Origin of the sequence: Mycobacterium sp. 1274761.0 (assembly GCF_001668615.1) — a bacterium.
In the GTDB taxonomy this organism is placed as follows: domain Bacteria; phylum Actinomycetota; class Actinomycetes; order Mycobacteriales; family Mycobacteriaceae; genus Mycobacterium.
On record NZ_LZMC01000057.1, the window covers coordinates 48676 to 67827 of the forward strand.

At 64.0% G+C, this 19152-nt stretch carries 17 protein-coding genes; 12 read left to right on the top strand and 5 right to left on the bottom strand.

What is annotated here, in order from left to right:
- Positions 1–152: 152 nt before the first annotated feature.
- From A5651_RS10820 to A5651_RS10840, 5 genes are read left to right on the top strand one after another with little or no spacing between them, the layout of a single operon-like run.
- Positions 153–2273: an alginate lyase family protein gene (locus A5651_RS10820; protein WP_082943695.1), complete on the top strand. Its 2121-nt coding sequence runs from the start codon at positions 153–155 to the stop codon at positions 2271–2273.
- Positions 2270–3610 (top strand): nucleotide sugar dehydrogenase, encoded by a 1341-nt coding sequence (locus A5651_RS10825; RefSeq protein WP_066979570.1) that lies wholly within the window; start codon positions 2270–2272, stop codon positions 3608–3610. The genes A5651_RS10820 and A5651_RS10825 overlap by 4 nt, the downstream gene beginning before the upstream one ends.
- 6 nt (positions 3611–3616) lie before the next feature.
- Positions 3617–4651 carry a glycosyltransferase family 2 protein gene (locus A5651_RS10830; RefSeq protein ID WP_066979573.1) on the top strand — a complete coding sequence of 345 codons (1035 nt, stop codon included), beginning with the start codon at positions 3617–3619 and terminating at the stop codon, positions 4649–4651.
- On the top strand, positions 4644–6143 hold the full coding sequence (locus A5651_RS10835) for an oligosaccharide flippase family protein (RefSeq protein ID WP_082943696.1): 1500 nt from the start codon (positions 4644–4646) through the stop codon (positions 6141–6143). The genes A5651_RS10830 and A5651_RS10835 overlap by 8 nt, the downstream gene beginning before the upstream one ends.
- Positions 6140–6865, top strand: a complete 726-nt coding sequence (locus A5651_RS10840) for a bifunctional 2-polyprenyl-6-hydroxyphenol methylase/3-demethylubiquinol 3-O-methyltransferase UbiG (protein ID WP_066979576.1) — start codon at positions 6140–6142, stop codon at positions 6863–6865. The genes A5651_RS10835 and A5651_RS10840 overlap by 4 nt, the downstream gene beginning before the upstream one ends.
- On the opposite strand, the gene A5651_RS10845 is transcribed toward A5651_RS10840, so the two are convergent.
- The gene (locus tag A5651_RS10845) at positions 6862–7731 is read right to left on the bottom strand and encodes a MaoC family dehydratase (protein WP_066979579.1); all 870 of its coding nucleotides are present in this window, start codon (positions 7729–7731) and stop codon (positions 6862–6864) included. The two genes, A5651_RS10840 and A5651_RS10845, sit on opposite strands and share 4 nt — an antisense overlap.
- A 1-nt stretch (position 7732) precedes the next feature.
- Positions 7733–9454 (bottom strand): 3-oxosteroid 1-dehydrogenase, encoded by a 1722-nt coding sequence (gene kstD / locus A5651_RS10850; RefSeq protein ID WP_066979956.1) that lies wholly within the window; start codon positions 9452–9454, stop codon positions 7733–7735.
- 73 nt (positions 9455–9527) lie between these two features.
- Here kstD and A5651_RS10855 point away from each other — a divergent pair, with 73 nt between their 5' ends.
- From A5651_RS10855 to rfbA, 4 genes are all read left to right on the top strand, one after another.
- Complete coding sequence (locus tag A5651_RS10855; RefSeq protein WP_066979582.1) at positions 9528–10313, top strand: 2-keto-4-pentenoate hydratase; 786 nt, start codon at positions 9528–9530, stop codon at positions 10311–10313.
- 10 nt (positions 10314–10323) lie between these two features.
- Positions 10324–11244 (top strand): acetaldehyde dehydrogenase (acetylating), encoded by a 921-nt coding sequence (locus A5651_RS10860; protein ID WP_066979585.1) that lies wholly within the window; start codon positions 10324–10326, stop codon positions 11242–11244.
- 77 nt (positions 11245–11321) lie between these two features.
- Positions 11322–12335 (top strand): 4-hydroxy-2-oxovalerate aldolase, encoded by a 1014-nt coding sequence (gene dmpG / locus A5651_RS10865; protein ID WP_197496602.1) that lies wholly within the window; start codon positions 11322–11324, stop codon positions 12333–12335.
- Between the two features lie 55 nt (positions 12336–12390).
- On the top strand, positions 12391–13275 hold the full coding sequence (gene rfbA, locus A5651_RS10870) for a glucose-1-phosphate thymidylyltransferase RfbA (protein ID WP_066979591.1): 885 nt from the start codon (positions 12391–12393) through the stop codon (positions 13273–13275).
- Here the strand turns inward: rfbA and A5651_RS10875 are convergent.
- Positions 13272–14213 (bottom strand): IclR family transcriptional regulator, encoded by a 942-nt coding sequence (locus A5651_RS10875; protein ID WP_066979598.1) that lies wholly within the window; start codon positions 14211–14213, stop codon positions 13272–13274. The genes rfbA and A5651_RS10875 overlap by 4 nt on opposite strands.
- Before the next feature lie 89 nt (positions 14214–14302).
- On the opposite strand from A5651_RS10875, the gene A5651_RS10880 reads away from it, so the two are divergent.
- The 3 genes from A5651_RS10880 to A5651_RS10890 are packed head-to-tail and all read left to right on the top strand — an operon-like array spanning position 14303 to position 17363.
- Entirely contained in the window at positions 14303–15430 is a 1128-nt protein-coding gene (locus tag A5651_RS10880) for a hypothetical protein (protein WP_066979600.1), read from the top strand.
- 2 nt (positions 15431–15432) lie between these two features.
- Positions 15433–16218 (top strand): SDR family oxidoreductase, encoded by a 786-nt coding sequence (locus A5651_RS10885; protein WP_066979603.1) that lies wholly within the window; start codon positions 15433–15435, stop codon positions 16216–16218.
- On the top strand, positions 16218–17363 hold the full coding sequence (locus tag A5651_RS10890; RefSeq protein WP_066979605.1) for a sulfotransferase: 1146 nt from the start codon (positions 16218–16220) through the stop codon (positions 17361–17363). Before A5651_RS10885 ends, A5651_RS10890 begins: the two co-directional genes overlap by 1 nt.
- Positions 17364–17460: 97 nt before the next feature.
- Here the strand turns inward: A5651_RS10890 and A5651_RS10895 are convergent, their stop codons facing one another.
- Positions 17461–17934, bottom strand: a complete 474-nt coding sequence (locus tag A5651_RS10895; RefSeq protein ID WP_066979608.1) for a hypothetical protein — start codon at positions 17932–17934, stop codon at positions 17461–17463.
- A 7-nt stretch (positions 17935–17941) separates the two neighbouring features.
- Positions 17942–19105 (bottom strand): Rieske 2Fe-2S domain-containing protein, encoded by a 1164-nt coding sequence (locus tag A5651_RS10900; RefSeq protein ID WP_066979614.1) that lies wholly within the window; start codon positions 19103–19105, stop codon positions 17942–17944.
- Positions 19106–19152 lie beyond the last annotated feature (47 nt).

The following is a 19152-nucleotide window of genomic DNA, read 5'->3' on the forward strand; positions in this document are numbered from 1 at the left end:
CGGATATATTTGCTGAATCTGCACAGTCCGGTTGATTTCCGTGGCCAACTCTATAGAATTACTTGCTATCTACTTATCTGGCGATTAGGACATCGGGACACCGGGGGAGCGTTGTGACAGGTCTTGCTTGGTACGCCGGTCGCGCAGCGACGATGTCTCCCCGGGAGATACTGTGGCGCCTGCAGCGAGCCTGCGGCGGGGTGTCGGGCAATGCCGGATCGTATGAGCAAACCGACCAGAAAATGCTGGGCCATCCTGACCCCGACTGGGATGCCTCGTTACAACGGTTTCGCCAAGGAAACGGCCACCAAGCGCTACTTGATCAAGATCTTGCGCAGGTCATCTCCGTCGAGCGACCGACAGACGTTGCGGCTTTGATCGACGAGGCCGAACGGCTTGTCGCCGGTGAGCGGACGTACTTCGGATATCCGAGCGTCAACGTCGGTGAGGTCGTCGACTGGAACTACGACGCAGTGGCCCACTATCACTGGCCTGCCGCAACCAGCACCAGAATCGACCACCGGGCTGCGCCCTGTGATCCGAAGTGGATCTGGGAATTGAACCGGCTCCAGCATCTGCCAGTACTGGCACAGGCCTGGCTGTTCACCGGAAGATCGGTGTTCGCCGACACGGCATTCGAACACCTCGATACGTGGCTCGACCAAAACCCGGTCGGCACCGGGATCGCCTGGCGCGGTGCCTTCGAGGCAGGGCTGCGGGCGATATCGGTGGGCATCGCGCTTGAAGGCCTACGAAGCTCGGCCGCATTGACCACCCAGCGTTACCGCCGAGCGGTGCTTATGTTGAACGCAAGTGCTCGCTACTGTTGGCGCGCGAGGTCGCGCTACAGTTCGGCCAACAATCATCTGATCGGTGAGCTCGCCGGGTTAGCCACGGTGCACTTGCTGTTTCCCGAGCTCTCGGCACCCGCAAGCCTTTTCGGCGAGTGCATGCAGGCTCTCTCAGCAGAAGCCGGGCGACAGATACTCCCCGACGGCGCAGGAGCCGAACAGTCTGTTTCCTACCAGATGTTCAGCGCCGAGCTTCTGTCCATCGTTGTCGTGTTGCTGCGGCTGCGCGATGTGACGGTTCCGCCGGCACTCACAGCGGCGCTGGATCGAAGCTCCCAGTACCTGTCTTCGCTTGTCGGCGTTCATGATCCAGACCCGCGGTACGGAGACGACGACGACGCTATCGCGTTGAGATTGGGCGCTGAATCGAAACGCACCGTGCGCCAGCACCTTGCGATCGTGGCAGCGGCTACCGGCAACGCGTCGAGGTACAGCGAAGTCACGCTGACAGCTGCATGGTTCGCCGCAGCACTGGAGAGCAACATCGATGAGCTCGTCATCGGTGTCGGACCACCGGTGGAGGAAGGTATCCATGCACCCGACGGAGGCCTCGTCGTGCTGCGGTCGGGACGCCGCCGGATCACGATGGACGTGGGCCCGTTGGGATACCTGTCAATCGCTGCCCATGGGCACGCCGACGCGCTAGCCGTCACGCTGAGTGCGGACGGCCGCGACCTCATCGTCGATCCCGGAACGGCCAGTTACTACGGACATCCGGAATGGCGGACAGTGCACCGCGGCACGCACGCCCACCCGACGGTGTGTGTCGATGGTGTCGACCAGTCGGTCATCGGTGGCCCCTTTTTCTGGAGCCGCCACGCGAAGACGGCCGTGCATTCAGTCGACCTCGACCGAGGGATCGTCGACGCCGAACACCACGGCTATCGCAGGCTCAATGACCCTGTGACCCACCGACGTTGGCTGATCGCGACTCCGGGGGACGCGACGGTCGTGGTGATCGATCTGATCGACGGCCGGTCGGAGCACGACATCGTGGTGTCATGGCCGCTGGCGCCAGACCTCGATGTCACGCCCACCCAGGAGGGCCATCTTGTCGACCGCGACGGTAGCCCGGTGCTCCAAATCAGCTACGCGGCGACGGCGGCCATCAACACCGAGCAGGTCAGGGCAGACTCGGAGTCTCAGCTGGGCTGGTGGTCGGACCGCCTCGAGGCGAGAACACCTGCATGGCTGCTTGGCGCGCGGTGCGTGGTGAGTACGCCGGTTGCGCTTCTCACCCTGTTGTGTACCGAAGATGCGGGGGCGATCAGTGATCCGGCGATCGGGATGGACGGATCCACGTTGACGGCCACGTGGTCGGAGCATGACTGCCGGCGCGGGTTGACGATCGACCACCTTTTGCCCCGTTCCGTTGTGAGCGGCCCGTTTTGGCGCGTCGACAAGATCGGGAGCAAGCCATGAGCGAGGTGAGGGAGGTGTCGGGGGTCAGCGTCTTCGGCTTGGGCTATGTCGGGTGTGTCTCGGCGGCCTGCCTGGCGTCGCGAGGGCACCGCGTCGTCGGCGTCGATGTCAGCGCCGAAAAGGTCGAATCTCTTCGGCAGGGACGCTCACCGATCGTCGAGGAGCGAATCGGTGACCTCACCGCAGAGGTAGTCGCCGCTGGCAACCTGCGCGTCACCACAGATGCCAGGTCCGCCGTCCTCGAGACCGATATCTCTCTGGTGTGTGTCGGTACGCCATCAGGGGCGGGCGGCGGATTGTCCACCGCTTTTCTCGAGCAGGTGACGGAAGAGATCGGCGCTGCTCTGGTCGACAAGGACCGCTGGCACGTGGTCGTTTACCGCAGCACCATGGTCCCCGGGACGTGCGATGATCTGCTGATCCCACTCCTCGAAGCTGCATCCGGCAAGCGTGCCGGCGCGGACTTCGGGGTGTGCATCAACCCCGAATATCTTCGTGAGGGCTCCAGCGTCCAAGATTTTCTCGATCCACCGAAAACCGTTGTCGGTGAATCTGATTCCCGTAGCGGGGACATGGTGATGGAGCTTTATCACGGTTTACCGGGTCCACGCTTCCGGATACCGATCGGCATAGCGGAGATGACGAAGTATGTGGACAACAGTTTCCACGCGCTCAAGGTCGGATTCGCCAACGAGATCGGAGCGATCTGCTCGTCGTTGGGGCTCGACTCGCACGCGGTCATGGACATCTTCGTCGCAGATACAAAGCTGAACATCAGTCCCGCCTACCTTCGTCCGGGATTTGCTTTCGGTGGATCATGCCTTCCGAAGGATGTCAGAGCACTCACTCACACTGCCCGGCGCAACGACGTCGACGTTCCGCTGCTGTCGAATCTGCTGATCTCGAACGAGGTTCACCTTCGGCGTGCGGTCGATTTCGTGGTGGCCGACGGGCGCCGCAAGGTCGGAATCTTCGGGCTTTCGTTCAAGCAGGGTACCGACGATCTGAGGGAAAGTCCCATGGTCGAACTCGCCGAGCGCCTGATCGGCAAGGGATTCGACGTCAAGATCCACGACGCCAACGTGACGTTGTCACGACTCATCGGAGCCAATAGAAGCTATGTGCAGCAACAGCTTCCGCATATCGGTGACCTGCTGACCGATAACGCCGACGATGTACTCCATCATGGCGAAGTGTTGATCGCCGGTTCACGTGCGCCGGAGGTCCTCGAGGCGATAGGGCGTGCCGGACCGAAGCAGCTGGTCATCGATCTGGTGCGCTTGCCCGATGCCGATAAGCTGCAGGGCCGGCCGAATTACTGTGGCATCGGCTGGTAGGCAGACATGACTGACAGGCCTTTCGTCAGCTTCCTGACGACGGCGTACGAGACCGAGCAGTATGTTCCAGAGACTATCGAATCGGTACTGAGCCAGACACGGCCCGATTGGCAGTTGATCGTCGTCGACAACGGCAACTCCGACCAGATGGCTCAGGCGGTGAATCGATACACATCCGATCCGCGGATCACCTTGATCCGGCAGGAGAACAAGGGATATGTCGGTGGGGTGAGCGCGGCGGCGGCCGTCGCCGTCGGCAGATACCTTTGTGTGCTCGACAGTGACGATACGATCGATCCCCGGTATTGCGAGCGGATCGGTGCTCTCATCGACGCGGACGGCGGCATCGATGCAGTGGGCTGCAGCGCAATCCTGTTCCGCGATCCCGACGATGGACAACCACCCGGCGAATACTTTGCTTCGATCGGGCGGAGAACCAAGCCCGACCCGGCGCGGCCGGTCTCCTTCATCGAACTGCTTGATGAAGGTGTGCCCAACTATGTTGGCGTGGTTCGCCGTCAGGCCTGGGACAGCGTGGGCGGTTATGCGGCAGCCGCGGACTCCGAACCCGATATCGCCTTGTGGTTGCGGCTCGCGTCGAGCGGTCGAGACATCCGAATCCTCCCTGATGCGCTGATACGAGCACGCACGAGGGAAGGTTCGCTGTCCAACGACAAGACGACTATCGAGGCGTTCGAGGATCGCATGGAACGCGCGTACTGGTCCGCCGGCAAGGAGCACGGCCTGTCTGAGCGCGCCATCGCCAGAACGGGGATGCTCCGTCGTCTGCGCTATCGGCGGGCGTTACGCAGGGCCAGGTTGGCACTCTTGGCCGGCAACACGCATACCGCTCGCATCTCGGCTCGCGACGCTTTTCGTCATCAGCGCACGTTTCGTGCCGCGATCGCCGTCGGCGGGTTGTATCTCAGCCCAGGGGTATGTCTTTCGATCTATCCCGTCAGGAACCGCCTGACCCAAGCGGCCATGCGAGCGAAGTATCGGATGTCGCTGCGATCGCGCGTGGGTGTCTCCCATGACTGAAACCACCGCCAGTCTGGCTGGGGTGCTCAAACGTGGAGCGGCGATGTCCGCGGCGGGACTGGCCATCGCCCAGGTCGCCTCCGTGGTTCAGACGGTAGTCGTAGGCCGTATCTTGGGACCGCAGGAAGTCGGCATCTTCATGGCCGGCACGGTTTTGATCGGATTCTTGGTCACGTTCTCCCAAGGTGCGATGGGACAAGCTCTCATACAGCGTGAGAACGATGTCGAAGACGCCGCCAACACCGCACTGGTGGTCAGCTTTGCGACGGGACTGCTGGGCAGCCTCGCCGTGCTAGCGGCATCACCGTTGATCGGCGTGTTGTTCCACAGTTCGAGGGTCGGCGTGATCGCCGCCGCATCATCAGGTCTGATGGTCCTTCACGTCTTGGCAAGCGTTCCAGATGCGTTGATGCAGCGCTCGTTTCAGTTCAAACGCCAGATCGTGGTCACGCCCGCGGTATCGATCGTTCTTGCTGGTGTCGCGATACTGTTTGCGATCAGAGGTTTCGGCGCTTGGGCCATGGTCATCGGCTGGTATGCGGCAGCGGTCACTGGGCTGGTTCTCAGCTGGTGGATGGCCAAGTGGTTGCCGTTCCGGGGACGATTCTCGACACGCGTCTGGCGGGAGATGGCCGGGTTCTCATTGCCCGTGTTGCTGGACGCCCTCGCGGAACGCTCGCGGGAGGTCTTCGAGCAGATGATCGTGGGCCGTGTCCTCGGCACGGGTGAGCTGGGACAGTTCAGGTATGCCTATCGCATCGCCTCGCTCCCGTCATTGGCTCTCGTCACCATCTGTTCCCACGTCCTCTATCCCGCCTTCTCGCGAATCGCCCACGACGACATCCGATTCCGGCACGCCTTCCTGCGGGCGCTAGGCTGGATCTGGTTTGCCGCTGTTCCGATCGGTACATTGATGGTTGTCGTCGGTGAGCCGGTCGTCGTGTTGATGCTCGGCTCCGACTGGCGTCCGGCCGGCTCTGCGACAGCCGCGATGATGGGAATCGGCCTTGGTGCGGCACTGAATTCGGTGTGCTGGGAGGCGATCAAGGGCGCCGGTCGTTCTGGATTGCTGAACTGGTCGCCTGCGATCTCGCTCGGAGTCGGGCTGCCTCTGATCATCGTGCTGGTGCCTGCGGGCCTCGTGGGTGTCGGCATCGCGATATCGGTGACTTGTCTTGTGCTCGCAGTGGTCAACCTCGAGCTGGCCCGGCGCGTGGTCGGAGCATCCCGGCGGGAAACCTGCTCGTGTCTGATGCCGGCTTCGATCTCGGCGGTGCTGGCACTCGTCGTGCTGTGGCCGATGGAGCGACTGGTCGTGAGATCCGACAGCTATTCGGTCCTGCCGGGCCTTTCGTGGGTGGTTGTCGAATGCGTGCTCTACGGGCTCGTATATGTCGGCGCGCTTCGGATCATCTGCCCGGAGCTCTACCGCTCCATACGGGACCTCTGCGCGCGCGGAGTCGCCAAGGTGACCAGGAAAGGTTCCAGATGAGTCAGAAATCAGCCATCAAACACGTGGGTAGCTGGGAAGACGACGATGCCATCTTGTCATCGGCCATCAAGCGGCTGGACGGACCGTTGGAGATCCTCGAGGCGGGCTGTGGACGTCGGTGGAGTTTGGATCTGGACGGGGTCGACTACCGGCTGACGGGCATCGACCTCGACGCCGACGCTCTGAACAGCCGGATAACCATCGAGGGCGACCTAGACGAGGCGATCGTCGCTGACCTGAGCGTGGCGGGAACCATCGAAACAGGACGCTACGACGTCATCTTCAGCTCTTACGTTCTCGAGCACATCGATGACGCTGAAACTGCGCTCGACAACATGATCAACGGCTTGAAGCCGGGTGGGCTTCTCCTGCTCCGGATTCCGGACCGGGACTCGGTGCAGGGCTGGACCGCTCGGAACACTCCGTTCAGCGTCCACGTCGCGTATTACCGGCACGTCGTCGGATACCGCGACGCCGGAAAGCCCGGTCATGCGCCCTATCCCACGTTCCATGCGCCGGTCGTCTCGCGCAAGGGAATCCGCGACTTCTGCGAACAGCGTGGATGCACAGTTCTCGAGGAGTTCGGGCATACCGCCTACATCCAGGGCAACGGCGCGAAAACCCGGCTGATTCGGGCATATGTCAGGGGAGTGTCGGCTCTTTCCTCAGGCGCCCTTGCGTGGCAGCACAACAACCTCACCTTCATCATCCGGAAAAGCTAGACCGGCGTCAGCTCCACACCGGCTAGCGCCACCGCGTCGTCGCGTGACGGTGCGGTGACGACGGCACGAAAGCCGTCCCCTTCCTTCCACACGCTCGCCTTCAGCGTCTCGCCCGGGAACACCACGCCCGCAAAGCGCGCGCCGTAGGACCCGACCCGGGACGTGTCGCCGTCGAGCAGCGCGTCGACCAAAGCCTTACACGTCATGCCGTAGGTGCACAGCCCGTGCAGAATAGGCTTCGGAAACCCTGCGGCCGAGGCGAATTTCGGATCGGAGTGCAGCGGGTTGCGGTCCCCGCACATCCGGTAGAGCAGTGCCTGCTGCGGCGACGTTGCGATCGACAACTCGAAGTCGGGCGCCCGCTGCGTGTGGTCCGAGGACGAGGAAGACCCAGAGGATCCACGCTCCCCGCCGAAACCGCCCTCGCCACGGGCGAAGATCGACCGCTTCTGCGTCCACAACGGCGTCCCGTCCGGCGTCTTCACCGTCGTCTCCGACCAGATCACCGCGGCCTTGCCCTTGTCCCAGATGTCGGTGAACTTCGTCACCGCCACACCGGTGCCCGACGGCGGGATGGGCCCGGGCGCCGTCACCGCCTCGCTGGCGTGCAACACCTTGCTCAACTCGATGTCGATGCCGGGGAACTTAACCGTCGGCGCCTTGGTGTCGTGAAAGCTCGCGGCCACATTGCCGAACGTCGGCAACACTTGTGGGGTGTCGTCGACGAGGTACCGCAACTCGCGCTTGTCCAGGGGGTCCTGGCCGGCGCCGAGCGCCAGGTGGTACAGCTGGATATCGCTACTGCTCCAAGAGAATTCGACCGGATCCAGCTCGGCTCCGAGCGCTTCGTCAAGGTTGATCGGCATATCAGGCCTTCCCGATGCTCGATGTCGCCGGCCGAGCGGCTCCGGCAATGTGCAGCGCTGCAAGATACCCGAACGCCATTGCCGGGCCGATCGTGCCGCCGGGCCCCGGATACGTGTGACCCATCACCGGAGCGCTGACATTGCCCGCGGCGTAGAGCCCCTCGATCACTGAGCCGTCGTCACGCAGCGCCCGCGCATGCACATCGGTGCGGATGCCGCCCTTGGTGCCCAAGTCACCGGGCACCATCTTCGCCGCATAGTACGGTGCGTGGCTGATCTCACCCAGGTTCGGATTCGGCTTGTTGGTCGGGTCGCCGTAATAGCGGTCGTAGGCGCTCTCGCCGCGATGGAAGTCCTCGTCCACACCGCTACGCGCGAAGCCGTTGAACCGCTTGACCGTCGCGGAGAGTGCATCTGCCGGCAGACCCGCCTTCGCCGCGAGCTCATCCAGAGTGTCGGCCGTGACGATTACGCCGGATTCCAGCCACTTGCGCGGAATGCGCTGTCCCGGCTGCAATCCCGCGAAGATGTAGCGGTCACGGTACTGCTGGTCGAAGATCAGCCACGCCGGAATGTTCTCACCCGGCCCGGGGCCTTGGCCGTACTCACCGCCGTACATGTGGTGGCACGCCTCGACATACGGCATCGACTCGTTCATAAACCGCTTGCCCGACATGTTCACGATGATCGACCCTGGCGAGTTGCGCTCGGACAATGCGAACCACGGCGCGCCGACAAGCGGCACCGTCGGCCCCCACCACGCGTCCTCCATGATGTCCAGCGCGGCGCCGAGCTTCTCGCCGGCGAGGATGCCGTCGCCGGTGTTGGCCTTGGCGCCGACGGTCCACTCCGTGGTGATCGGGGCCCGCTGGTACTTCACCCGCATCTGCTCGTTGTGCTCGAACCCGCCCGAGCCCAGGATCACGCCGCGGCGTGCCCGGATCAGTTCGGGCTCAGCCGTTTCCGGTGCGGTGGTGTCGCGAACATAGACACCGCGCACCACACCGCCCTCGACGTAGAGATCGGTCATCGCGGTGTTGAGCCGCACCGGCACCCCGGCCTCCTGTAGGCCGATCCGCAACGGCGCGATCAACGCTCGGCCCATGCCGACCAGGTTCTTGCCGGTGGCCTTGGCCCACACGGTGCGCGCGCCCACCTTGAGGCTGCGCAGCACGCCGCGCGGATGACGCTTGAGCATGTTCAGGCGTACATAATCCTGCTGCATCACAACGACATTGAGCGGAACCTTGCCGTACGGCGGTTCGAGGCCTGCCAGGTCTGCCCCGAGCTTCTTCGCGTTGAACGGCTTCGGCTCGATCGAGCGACCGCCCGGCCTTCCACCGGGTGACTCCGGGTAGTAGTCGGAGTAGCCGGGGACCCAGCACATCTTCAGCGGCGTGTGCTTCAGCACGAACGACAGCATCTCCGGTCCGCGGTCGAGGTAGGTGTCGATGCGCTCGGGTTCGACGACGTCGCCGATGATGTGGTGGAGGTAGGTGCGCGCGGCTTCGGGGGTGTCGGTGACCCCGGCGCGCTTGAGCACCTCGTTGTTCGGGATCCACACTCCGCCTCCGGACCGGGCCGTCGAACCGCCGTAATGCGGGGCCTTCTCCAGCACTACTGTTGAGAGGCCTTGATGAGCGGCGGCCAGGGCAGCAACCATGCCGGCTGCGCCGCTTCCCACCACGACTACATCGAACTCCCGGCACCCCTGTCCTGTCATGTAGAACACGTTATAGAATTGCCCGGCCGCCGAACAACTGCGCCGGTCGGACAACACGAGGGGAATTCGCCTGATGCTCACTGTCCAGGTGCGCGAAGCGCTCGCCGCCGACCTCGCCGAGGCCGAGCGCAGTAGGGTCGCGATCGACCCGCTGACCAGTGGTAACCCCGATATCGATGTGGTCGACGCCTACGAGATCCAGCTGATCAACATCCGCCAGCGGGTTGCGGAGGGCGCCCGCGTCGTGGGCCACAAGGTCGGCCTGTCCTCGGAGGCCATGCAGAAGATGATGAACGTCGACGAGCCGGACTACGGCCACCTGCTCGACGACATGCAAGTGTTCGAAGACCGTCCGGTGGCCACAGTGAAGTACCTGTCCCCGCGGGTCGAGGTCGAGGTCGGTTTCGTGCTCGCCGCCGACCTGCCGGGGGAGGGCTGCACCGAGGATGACGTGCTGGCTGCGACCGCCGCATTCGCGCCGGCGATCGAGCTCATCGACACCCGCATCAGGGACTGGAAGATCGGGCTGTGCGACACCATCGCCGACAACGCGTCCTCGGCCGGCTGGGTCCTCGGTGAGGCGAGGGTGTCGCCCAAAGACATCGACATCCAGAACATCGATGCCGTACTGACCCGCAACGGCGAGGTCGTCGCCAAAGGTCGCAGCGACGCCGTGCTGGGGAATCCGGTGACCGCGGTGGCGTGGCTGGCCCGCAAGGTGGACAGCTTCGGCGTGCGGCTGAAGGCTGGTGACATCGTGCTGCCCGGCTCGTTCACGAAAGCCTTCGATGTCACCCCGGGAGACGATTTCGTCGCCGACTTCGACGGGCTGGGATCGGTCCGCCTGTCGTTCGAGTAAGGAGCTCTACATGCCTGATAAGGCATCCGTCGCCATCGTCGGATCCGGCAACATCAGCACCGACCTGCTGTACAAACTGCTGCGGTCGGAATGGCTGGAGCCGCGTTGGATGGTCGGTATCGACCCCGAGAGTGAGGGTCTGGCGCGGGCCCGCAAGCTGGGCCTGGAGACCAGCGCCGAGGGCGCGGACTGGCTGCTGAGCCTGGACGAAAAACCCGACCTACTGTTCGAGGCGACCAGCGCCTACGTGCACCGCGACGCCGCGCCGCGCTACGCCGAGGCCGGAATCCGGGCGATCGATCTGACGCCTGCCGCCGTGGGTCCGGCGGTGATCCCGCCCGCGAACCTGCGCGAGCACCTCGACGCGCCGAACGTCAACATGATCACCTGCGGCGGGCAGGCGACGATCCCGATCGTCTACGCGGTGTCCCGCGTCGTTGACGTGCCGTATGCCGAGATCGTCGCCTCGGTGGCGTCGGTGTCGGCGGGCCCGGGCACCCGGGCCAACATCGACGAGTTCACCAAGACCACTAGCAAGAGCGTGGAGACGATCGGCGGCGCCCAGCGCGGCAAGGCGATCATCATCCTCAACCCGGCGGACCCGCCGATGATCATGCGAGACACGATCTTCTGCGCGATTCCTGAAGACGCCGACCAGGACGCGATCGCCCAGTCGATCCGCGATGTGGTCGCCGAGGTGCAGACCTATGTGCCGGGCTACCGGTTGCTCAACGATCCGCAGTTCGACGAGCCGTCGGTGGTCAACGGCGGCAACCACGTCGTCACCACATTCATCGAGGTGGAGGGTGCGGGCGACTATCTGCCGCCTTACGCTGGAAACCTGGACATCATGACCGCCGCGGCGACCAAGGTCGGCGAGGAGATCGCCAAGGAGTCGTTGTCGGCGACCGCAGGAGGTGGCCAAGCATGAGCATCAGCGAGGAGCGCAGCGGATCGCGCATAGGCGGAGTCGACGGCATCTACTTCGACCCGTTCTGGGATGTCCGGATGACGGACACGTCGCTGCGCGATGGCAGCCACCACAAGCGCCACCAGTTCACCAAGGACGAAGTGCACGCGATTGTCGCTGCACTCGATGCTGCGGGCGTGCCGGTCATCGAGGTGACCCACGGTGACGGGCTCGGCGGGTCGAGCTTCAACTACGGCTTCTCCAAGACGCCCGAGCAGGAACTGATCAAGCTCGCGGCCGAGACCGCCAAGGACGCGAAGATCGCCTTCCTGATGCTGCCCGGAGTGGGCACCAAGGAGGACATCAAGGAGGCGCAGAACAACGGCGGCTCCATCTGCCGCATCGCCACCCACTGCACCGAGGCCGACGTTTCCATCCAACACTTCGGTCTGGCCCGCGAGCTGGGCCTGGAGACCGTCGGCTTCCTGATGATGAGCCACACGATCCCGCCGGAGAAGCTGGCCCAGCAGGCGCGGATCATGGCCGACGCCGGCTGCCAGTGCGTCTACGTCGTGGACTCCGCAGGTGCGCTGGTGCTCGAGGGCGTGCGCGACCGCGTCGCCGCGTTGGTCGCCGAATTGGGATCGGATGCTCAGGTTGGTTTTCATGGCCACGAGAACCTGGGCCTCGGCGTCGCCAACAGCATCGAGGCCGTTCGGGCAGGGGCCAAACAGATCGACGGCTCGTGCCGGCGGTTCGGCGCGGGCGCGGGCAATGCCCCCGTCGAGGCGCTGATCGGGGTGTTCGACAAGATCGGTGTGAAGACCGGCATCGACTTCTTCGATATCGCCGATGCCGCCGAAGAGGTTGTCGCACCCGCGATGCCCGCCGAATGCCTGCTCGACCGCAACGCGCTGATCATGGGGTATTCCGGGGTGTACTCCAGCTTCCTCAAGCACGCCATCCGACAGTCCGAACGCTACGGTGTGCCGGCCCACCAGCTGCTGCACCGCGCCGGTCAGCGCAAGCTGATCGGTGGGCAGGAGGACCAGCTCATCGATATCGCGCTGGAGATCAAGCGCGAACAAGACGGCGAGAAGCTCTCCCGCTAGCGCTGTTGCGCCATTGGCCGATGGCTGCCGAGCGTGGTTTGGCACAATCTTCTTCGTGCGCGGAATCATCCTGGCGGGGGGAACAGGATCTCGGCTGCATCCGATCACCTTGGGCACCAGCAAGCAGTTGCTGCCCGTATTCGACAAGCCGATGGTCTATTACCCGTTGTCGACGTTGATGCTCGCGGGTATCCGCGACGTCCTCGTCATCACGACACCGGCGGACGTCGGGGCCTTCGTCAGGCTGCTCGGAGACGGTCACCAATTCGGCATCTCGATCACCTATGCCGTGCAACCCTCACCCGACGGTCTGGCCCAGGCCTTCATCATCGGGCGTGACCACATCGGCAACGACTCAGCCGCACTTGCGTTGGGCGACAACATCTTTTACGGCCCGGGCCTGGGAACACAGCTGGGCCGGTTCGGCGACATCGACGGCGGCACCATCTTCGCCTACCGCGTCGCCAACCCCACCGCCTACGGCGTCGTCGAGTTCGACGAGCACTTTCGCGCGGTTTCCTTGGAAGAGAAGCCGAAATCCCCGCGCTCCCCGTACGCGGTGCCGGGGTTGTACTTCTACGACAACGACGTCCTCGAGATCGCGGCCAATCTCACGCCCTCCGACCGTGGGGAACTCGAGATCACCGACGTCAACCGTGCCTACCTCGAGCAGGGCCGGCTCTCGGTCGAGGTGCTCCCGCGGGGCACCGCCTGGCTCGACACGGGCACCTTCGACTCGTTGCTCGACGCCAGCAACTACGTCCGAACGATCGAGGAGCGGCAAGGCCTCAAGATCGGCGTGCCGGAGGAAGTGGCGTGGCGGCTGGGCTATGTCACCGACGACGAGTTGAGGGAACGTGCCGAACTTCTGGTGAAGTCCGGCTACGGGCAATACCTGCTCAGCATGCTCGACAGCGGCGAAAAGCTCGGTCCCGTTTAGCGCCTGCCGACGCGCTGACCATGCTCGACATCTACGTCGAACGTCGGTTTGGTACCGCCGAGCCTGCTGGTGAGCACCTCGGCGGTACCGGTTAACGCGCGGGCTCGCTTGGTGATCTCGGCATCGCTGAGCGCGCGTCCGATCTGAAGTGACACCACCATCACCTGACGGTGGTGGTGGTCGAACACCGGCGCCGAGATCACGCTGATGTCATGGCGTTGCCTGCTGCCTACCGGGTGCTCCGACCGTAGGTGGACGCGCTCGCCGATGTCGGCGACCAACTCACCGAGCAGGGCCTGTAATTCGTCGGGCAGCCTGTTCGACACCCCCGCCATCAGCGCGTACAGCCGCCTGCCGCCCGGGGTGAGGCGTTCGACGAGGTAGCCGGTGCAACGGCATTCGTCGACTACGCGGTCTAGGCGTTCACTGTCGGTGCGCAGCGGAATCGTGGGCTCCTTGGCCAGCCAGTCACGCAGGGCGGCATCGTCCCAGAGCACGTACATCAAGCCGACCGGCGGGGCGAACGGATAGCTCTGCCCGACGCGGACGCCGACGTCAGCGCCCGGCGGCCCGACCAGCTCCAGCACCGTGATGCGGTCGTCGATCACCGCCGACAGCGCGGTGGTGGTGCCGGTGAGCGCCGACAGCCTCCGCAGGTCCGCCCGCGCGGCAGGGTCGACCCGTAGGGATTCCTGCGCGGTGTGCCCGAGCGCGATGAGCGCAGGTCCCAGGCGGTAGGACTTCGTCCGGGGATCGCGCACCAGATAGTCGCTGTCGGTCAGGGTGGTGACGATGCCCAGGCAGGTGGGCTTGGACAGGCCGAGCCGCCGGGACAGCTCCGAAACCCCGAACCGCTCGTGGGGATGTCGGGCGAGGAAGTCGAGGACGGCGACCACTCGTTCGGTCGGGGGCGATTCGCGTCCCGGTGCGCTCACCATGTCAGAAATGTACCGTGCTGTTCCAAATATCGAACAGATTCTCGGAGCACAGCGTTGACGGCAATGAGAACACGTTCTAGTTTTTAGGGGTGTACTCCCAACCGTTGGCCGACGCGATCGCAGAGGCGGAGCGCTTGGTCGCCTCCGCGCCGTTCATTGAATCCGAGGCCGACCTCCTTGAAGGCCTGCAGTATCTCGCCGGATGCATCGCCGGATGCACCCACTTGGCGTTCGACTACGAGCGCGACCATCCGTTTCTGCAGTCGGGCACCGGGCCCTTCACGAAGATGGGTCTGGACAACCCCGACACGCTCTACTTCGGCACCCGTGTGCAGCCAGGCCACGAGTATGTCGTCACCGGCAAGCGGGGCACCACCACCGATCTGAGCTTCCAGATACTCGGGGGCGAGTACACCGACGACAACGTGCCCGTCAGCCAGGCCGCGTTCGACGACCGTGAACTCGACATCGCAGCCGACGGCACATTCGAGTGGCGGATCACGCCAAACAGCCCGTCGCAGTTACTTATTCGTGAGGTTTACAACGACTGGTCGGCGCGGCGCGGCTACATCAGCATCGCCAGGACCGACACCGCAGGCACCGCGCCGCCTCCGTTGACCAGGGAGCTGATCGAGAAGCGCTATGCAGTGGCGGGAAAGCAACTGGTGCAGCGGGTGAAAACGTGGCTGCAGTTCCCGCAATGGTTCTACGACTCGCTGCCGGTGAACACGATGGTGGCACCGCGCCTGACACCGGGCGGCCTGGCCACCCAGTATTCGTCGGTGGGTCATTTCAACCTCAAACCCGATGAGGCGCTGGTGATCACGCTGCCGGTGAGCGATGCGCCGTATCTGGGTTTCCAGCTGGGCAGCCTCTGGTACATCTCGCTGGACTACATCAACCACCAGACCTCACTGAACGGCACTCAGGCGCAGGCAGATCCGGACGGCAAGATCCGCTACGTGGTGTCCGATGCGAACCCGGGCGTAACCAACTGGGTGGAGACGCTGGGGCACACGAGAGGTTACCTGCAATTCCGCTGGCAGCGGTTGTCACGCGAGCTCACCGAGGCCGACGGTCCCACCGTCGAGCTGCTCAACATCGATAAGGTGGCCGCCACACTGCCGTACTACGAATCCAACAAGATCTCTGACGAGGCATGGCGGGCACGGATCGCGCTGCGCCAGAAGCAGATCGGCGACAGGATGGTGGCGTAAACATGACAGCCGAACTGCTCAAAGACAAAGTCGTCGTCATCAGCGGGGTCGGCCCGGCGCTGGGTACCACGTTGGCGCGGCGTTGCGCTGAAGCCGGTGCGGACTTGGTGTTGGCGGCCAGAACCGTCGAACGCCTCGACGACGTGGCCAAGCAGGTCACCGATCTCGGAAGGCGGGCCGTGTCCGTCGGCACCGACATCACCGACCAGGCGCAGGTCGACCACCTCGTCGACGAGACGCTCAAGGCGTACGGCAGAGTGGACGTGCTGATCAACAACGCGTTCCGCGTGCCGTCGATGAAACCGCTGGCCGACACCACCTTCGAGCACATGCGCGATGCGATCGAGTTGACGGTGTTCGGCGCGCTGCGGATGATCCAGGGCTTCACACCGGCGCTTGCGGAGTCGAACGGCTCCGTGGTCAACGTGAACTCGATGGTGGTCCGCCACTCGCAGGCCAAGTACGGCGCCTACAAGATGGCGAAATCCGCGCTGCTGGCCATGTCCCAATCGCTGGCCACCGAGCTCGGGGAACAGGGTATCCGTGTGAACTCTGTTCTGCCGGGCTACATCTGGGGCGGCACACTGAAGTCCTACTTCGAACATCAGGCCGGCAAGTACGGCACCACCGTCGACGAGATCTACGACGCGGCCGCGGTGAACAGTGATCTAAAGCGGCTGCCGACGGAGGACGAAGTGGCCTCGGCAATCCTGTTCATGGCCAGCGATCTGTCCACCGGCATCACCGGCCAGGCTCTCGACGTGAACTGCGGGGAGTACAAGGCCTGATGAGCCCACGCACGGACCCGGGTTCGGTCGACGACCTGCTCGCCTCGGCGACGAAGGCGTGTGGGCTCGACGACTTCGGCTCGAACGATGACAACTATCTCGAAGCACTCGCCGTGCTGCTCGAGTCCTACCGTCGCGACGCCGACCTGACCGAGATCGGCAGCAAGATGAACCGCTTCTTCGTCCGGAATGCGCTTGTCGCCCGGCTGATGTCGGAGGCGGCGTGGAAGCAGTATCCGCAGCATGTGGAGGTCGCGATCGAACGGCCGATTTTCGTCACGGGTCTGCCGCGCACGGGAACCACGGCGCTTCACCGGCTGATGAGCTCCGACCCACGGCACCAAGGGCTCGAGCTGTGGCTCGCCGAGTTCCCCCAACCGCGGCCACCGCGCGAAACCTGGTCGCAGAACCCGGTTTTTCGTGAGCTTGATGCCCGGTTCAAGCAGGCGCACGAGGAAAACCCGGACTACACCGGGCTGCACTTCATGACAGCCGACGAAGTCGAGGAATGCTGGCAGCTGCTTCGGCAGTCGCTGCATTCGGTGTCCTACGAGACGTTGGCCCACCTTCCCACCTACTCGCAATGGCTGTCGCGGCAGGACTGGACCAAGCCGTACCAGCGTCATCGCAAGAACCTTCAGCTGATCGGCCTCAACGATGCCGGAAAGCGCTGGGTGCTGAAGAACCCCAGTCATCTCTTCGCCCTTGACGCGTTGATGACCGCCTACCCGGACGCGCTGGTGGTGCAGTGCCATCGGCCGGTGGAGACGATCATGGCGTCCATGTGCTCGCTGGCGCAGCACACCACCGCCGGCTGGTCGCACATCTTCAGCGGGGAACTGCTCGGGCAGGACGCGATGGAGACGTGGTCACGCGGCCTGCGATTGTTCACCGCCGAACGGGTCAAACATGATCCGGCCCAGTTCTACGACATGGACTACTTCGACTTGATCAGGGACCCGATCGGTACCGTCGAGGCGATCTACACCCATTTCGGAATCGAGATGACCGAAGAGGCCCGCGCTGCCATGCAGGCGAGCGACGAGCAGAGCAAGCAGGGGCCACGCGCGCCGAAGCATACCTACTCGCTGGAGGACTACGGGCTGACGGTTGAAGCCGTCAAGGAGCGCTTCAAAGGGCTGTAGTTCCTAGCGCGTGGGCCCACACCAAGTCGCGAGCAGACGCAAGTGCACGCGACACGCCGATAGCAGTGATGCGTTTGCGTCTGCTCGCGCAGAGAGGTCAGCCGTCGCCGGGCGAGGGGGCGGTGGAGATCTCCTCCAGAACCCCTTCGGCGACAGCGTGTTTGATGCTGTCGGCCAGCTTCGGGCAGGCGCGCGCGCGAGCAGGTTCACCGCCGGACTCCCGCAGTTCGGCGAAGAACGCACACCGCTGCGCCGCGTCCGAATTCCACTGCACCGACGTATGCGCAGGCCCGAGTTTCTTGACGCTGACCGACACGTGGCAGAACCGGCAATCGATCGACACCAGCCCGGAGTTCAGATAGCGCTCACGGTCCCGCTGGGTTGCCTCGCGGACCGCCGCCGCCCGGTCGGGATCAGATGCGAAATTCGGTGCCTTCGACCATGACCCGCCACCGCCCGCTACGCCGTCGCCGCCGTGATCGTGGTCGTCGTCGTGCGCACCGTGGAGGGCCAGCATCGACTGTGCCAGGCGGTCGACGTCCGGTGTGTCTCGCTCGTCGCGCGCACTCATGACGGACCTATTTGGCGGCCTGCTCGGCCTTTTCCTTCTGTTCCGCCTGCTGCTTGAGGTTCTCCTCCACCTCGACGTGCCACTTCTCGTTGGCCGCCGTGGTGTCCACCTCGATCTCGAAGCGGTCGGTCATATCAGCGGTGACGTCGGCGACATCTACGTAAAACTGCTGATACCAGCGCCGCATCTGATACACCGCGCCGTCCTCCTCGACTAGCAGCGGATTGTCGATGCGTGTCTTGTGTTTCCAGATCTCGACGTCCTGCAGGAAGCCCTTGCTGACGCCGTCGGTGAACGTCGAGGCGAGCTTCTCGGTGGTCTTCTCGTCGAGCCCCTTTGGCTTCTCGACGATGACGCCCCACTGCAACACGAACGAGTCCTGCGTGACGGGATAGTGGCAGTTGATCAGAATCGATTCGGCCTTGAACCCGCCGTAGTTGTTGTGCAACCAGTTGATCATGAATGACGGTCCGAAATAGCTGGCCTCCGAATCCAGATGCGCCTCACCGTAGGAGGTGCCCAGATCGTTGACGTCGGGCCTGCCGACGTTGTGCAGGTACTGCGATGCGATATGGCCTTCGAAGACGTTCTTGAAATACGTCGGCAACCCGAAATGGATGTAGAAGAAGTGAGCCATATCGGTAACGTTGTCGATGATCTCGCGGCAGTTGGAGCCCTCGATGAGCATCGAGTTCCAGCGCCAGTCGGTCCACCCGTCGTCGGCGAACTCCGGGATGTCGGGGATGCGCACCTCGGGCTGCGGTGGATTGCCTTCGTGGTCGTGCCACACGAACAGCAGGCCGCCGCGGACATCGGTGTGCCACGCACGGGTGCGGGCCAGCCGCGGAGTGCGCTTGGCGTAGGGCACCAGCTTGCACTTGCCGTCGCCGCCCCAGCGCCAGTCGTGGAACGGGCAGGCCACCTCGTCGCCCTTGATGGTGCCCTGGGCGAGGTTGCCGCCCATGTGCCTGCAGTAGCCATCGAGAATATTGATGTCGCCGTGTGAGTCGGCGAACACCACCAGCATGGTGCCGAAGATCTCAATCCCATGCGGCTTGCCGTCGAGGTAGTCCTTGACCGGGCCGAGGCAGTGCCAACCGCGCGCGTACCGGTCTGGCAGCGTGCCGGTGTCGATTTCGCGAACGCCGCTGTGAGCCGTGTCAGCCGTCACTTCGCGCCTCCCGTCCTTGCTCTCTAACTAGAACACGTTACAGTTTT

Bases quoted from the DNA above. Each gene is read 5' to 3' on its own strand.
- A5651_RS10820 (WP_082943695.1), top strand. From the start codon at position 153: ATGTCTCCCCGGGAGATACTGTGGCGCCTGCAGCGAGCCTGCGGCGGG.
- A5651_RS10825 (WP_066979570.1), top strand. From the start codon at position 2,270: ATGAGCGAGGTGAGGGAGGTGTCGGGGGTCAGCGTCTTCGGCTTGGGC.
- A5651_RS10830 (WP_066979573.1), top strand. From the start codon at position 3,617: ATGACTGACAGGCCTTTCGTCAGCTTCCTGACGACGGCGTACGAGACC.
- A5651_RS10835 (WP_082943696.1), top strand. From the start codon at position 4,644: ATGACTGAAACCACCGCCAGTCTGGCTGGGGTGCTCAAACGTGGAGCG.
- A5651_RS10840 (WP_066979576.1), top strand. From the start codon at position 6,140: ATGAGTCAGAAATCAGCCATCAAACACGTGGGTAGCTGGGAAGACGAC.
- A5651_RS10845 (WP_066979579.1), bottom strand. From the start codon at position 7,731: ATGCCGATCAACCTTGACGAAGCGCTCGGAGCCGAGCTGGATCCGGTC.
- kstD (WP_066979956.1), bottom strand. From the start codon at position 9,454: ATGACAGGACAGGGGTGCCGGGAGTTCGATGTAGTCGTGGTGGGAAGC.
- A5651_RS10855 (WP_066979582.1), top strand. From the start codon at position 9,528: ATGCTCACTGTCCAGGTGCGCGAAGCGCTCGCCGCCGACCTCGCCGAG.
- A5651_RS10860 (WP_066979585.1), top strand. From the start codon at position 10,324: ATGCCTGATAAGGCATCCGTCGCCATCGTCGGATCCGGCAACATCAGC.
- dmpG (WP_197496602.1), top strand. From the start codon at position 11,322: ATGACGGACACGTCGCTGCGCGATGGCAGCCACCACAAGCGCCACCAG.
- A5651_RS10875 (WP_066979598.1), bottom strand. From the start codon at position 14,213: ATGGTGAGCGCACCGGGACGCGAATCGCCCCCGACCGAACGAGTGGTC.
- A5651_RS10885 (WP_066979603.1), top strand. From the start codon at position 15,433: ATGACAGCCGAACTGCTCAAAGACAAAGTCGTCGTCATCAGCGGGGTC.
- A5651_RS10890 (WP_066979605.1), top strand. From the start codon at position 16,218: ATGAGCCCACGCACGGACCCGGGTTCGGTCGACGACCTGCTCGCCTCG.
- A5651_RS10895 (WP_066979608.1), bottom strand. From the start codon at position 17,934: ATGAGTGCGCGCGACGAGCGAGACACACCGGACGTCGACCGCCTGGCA.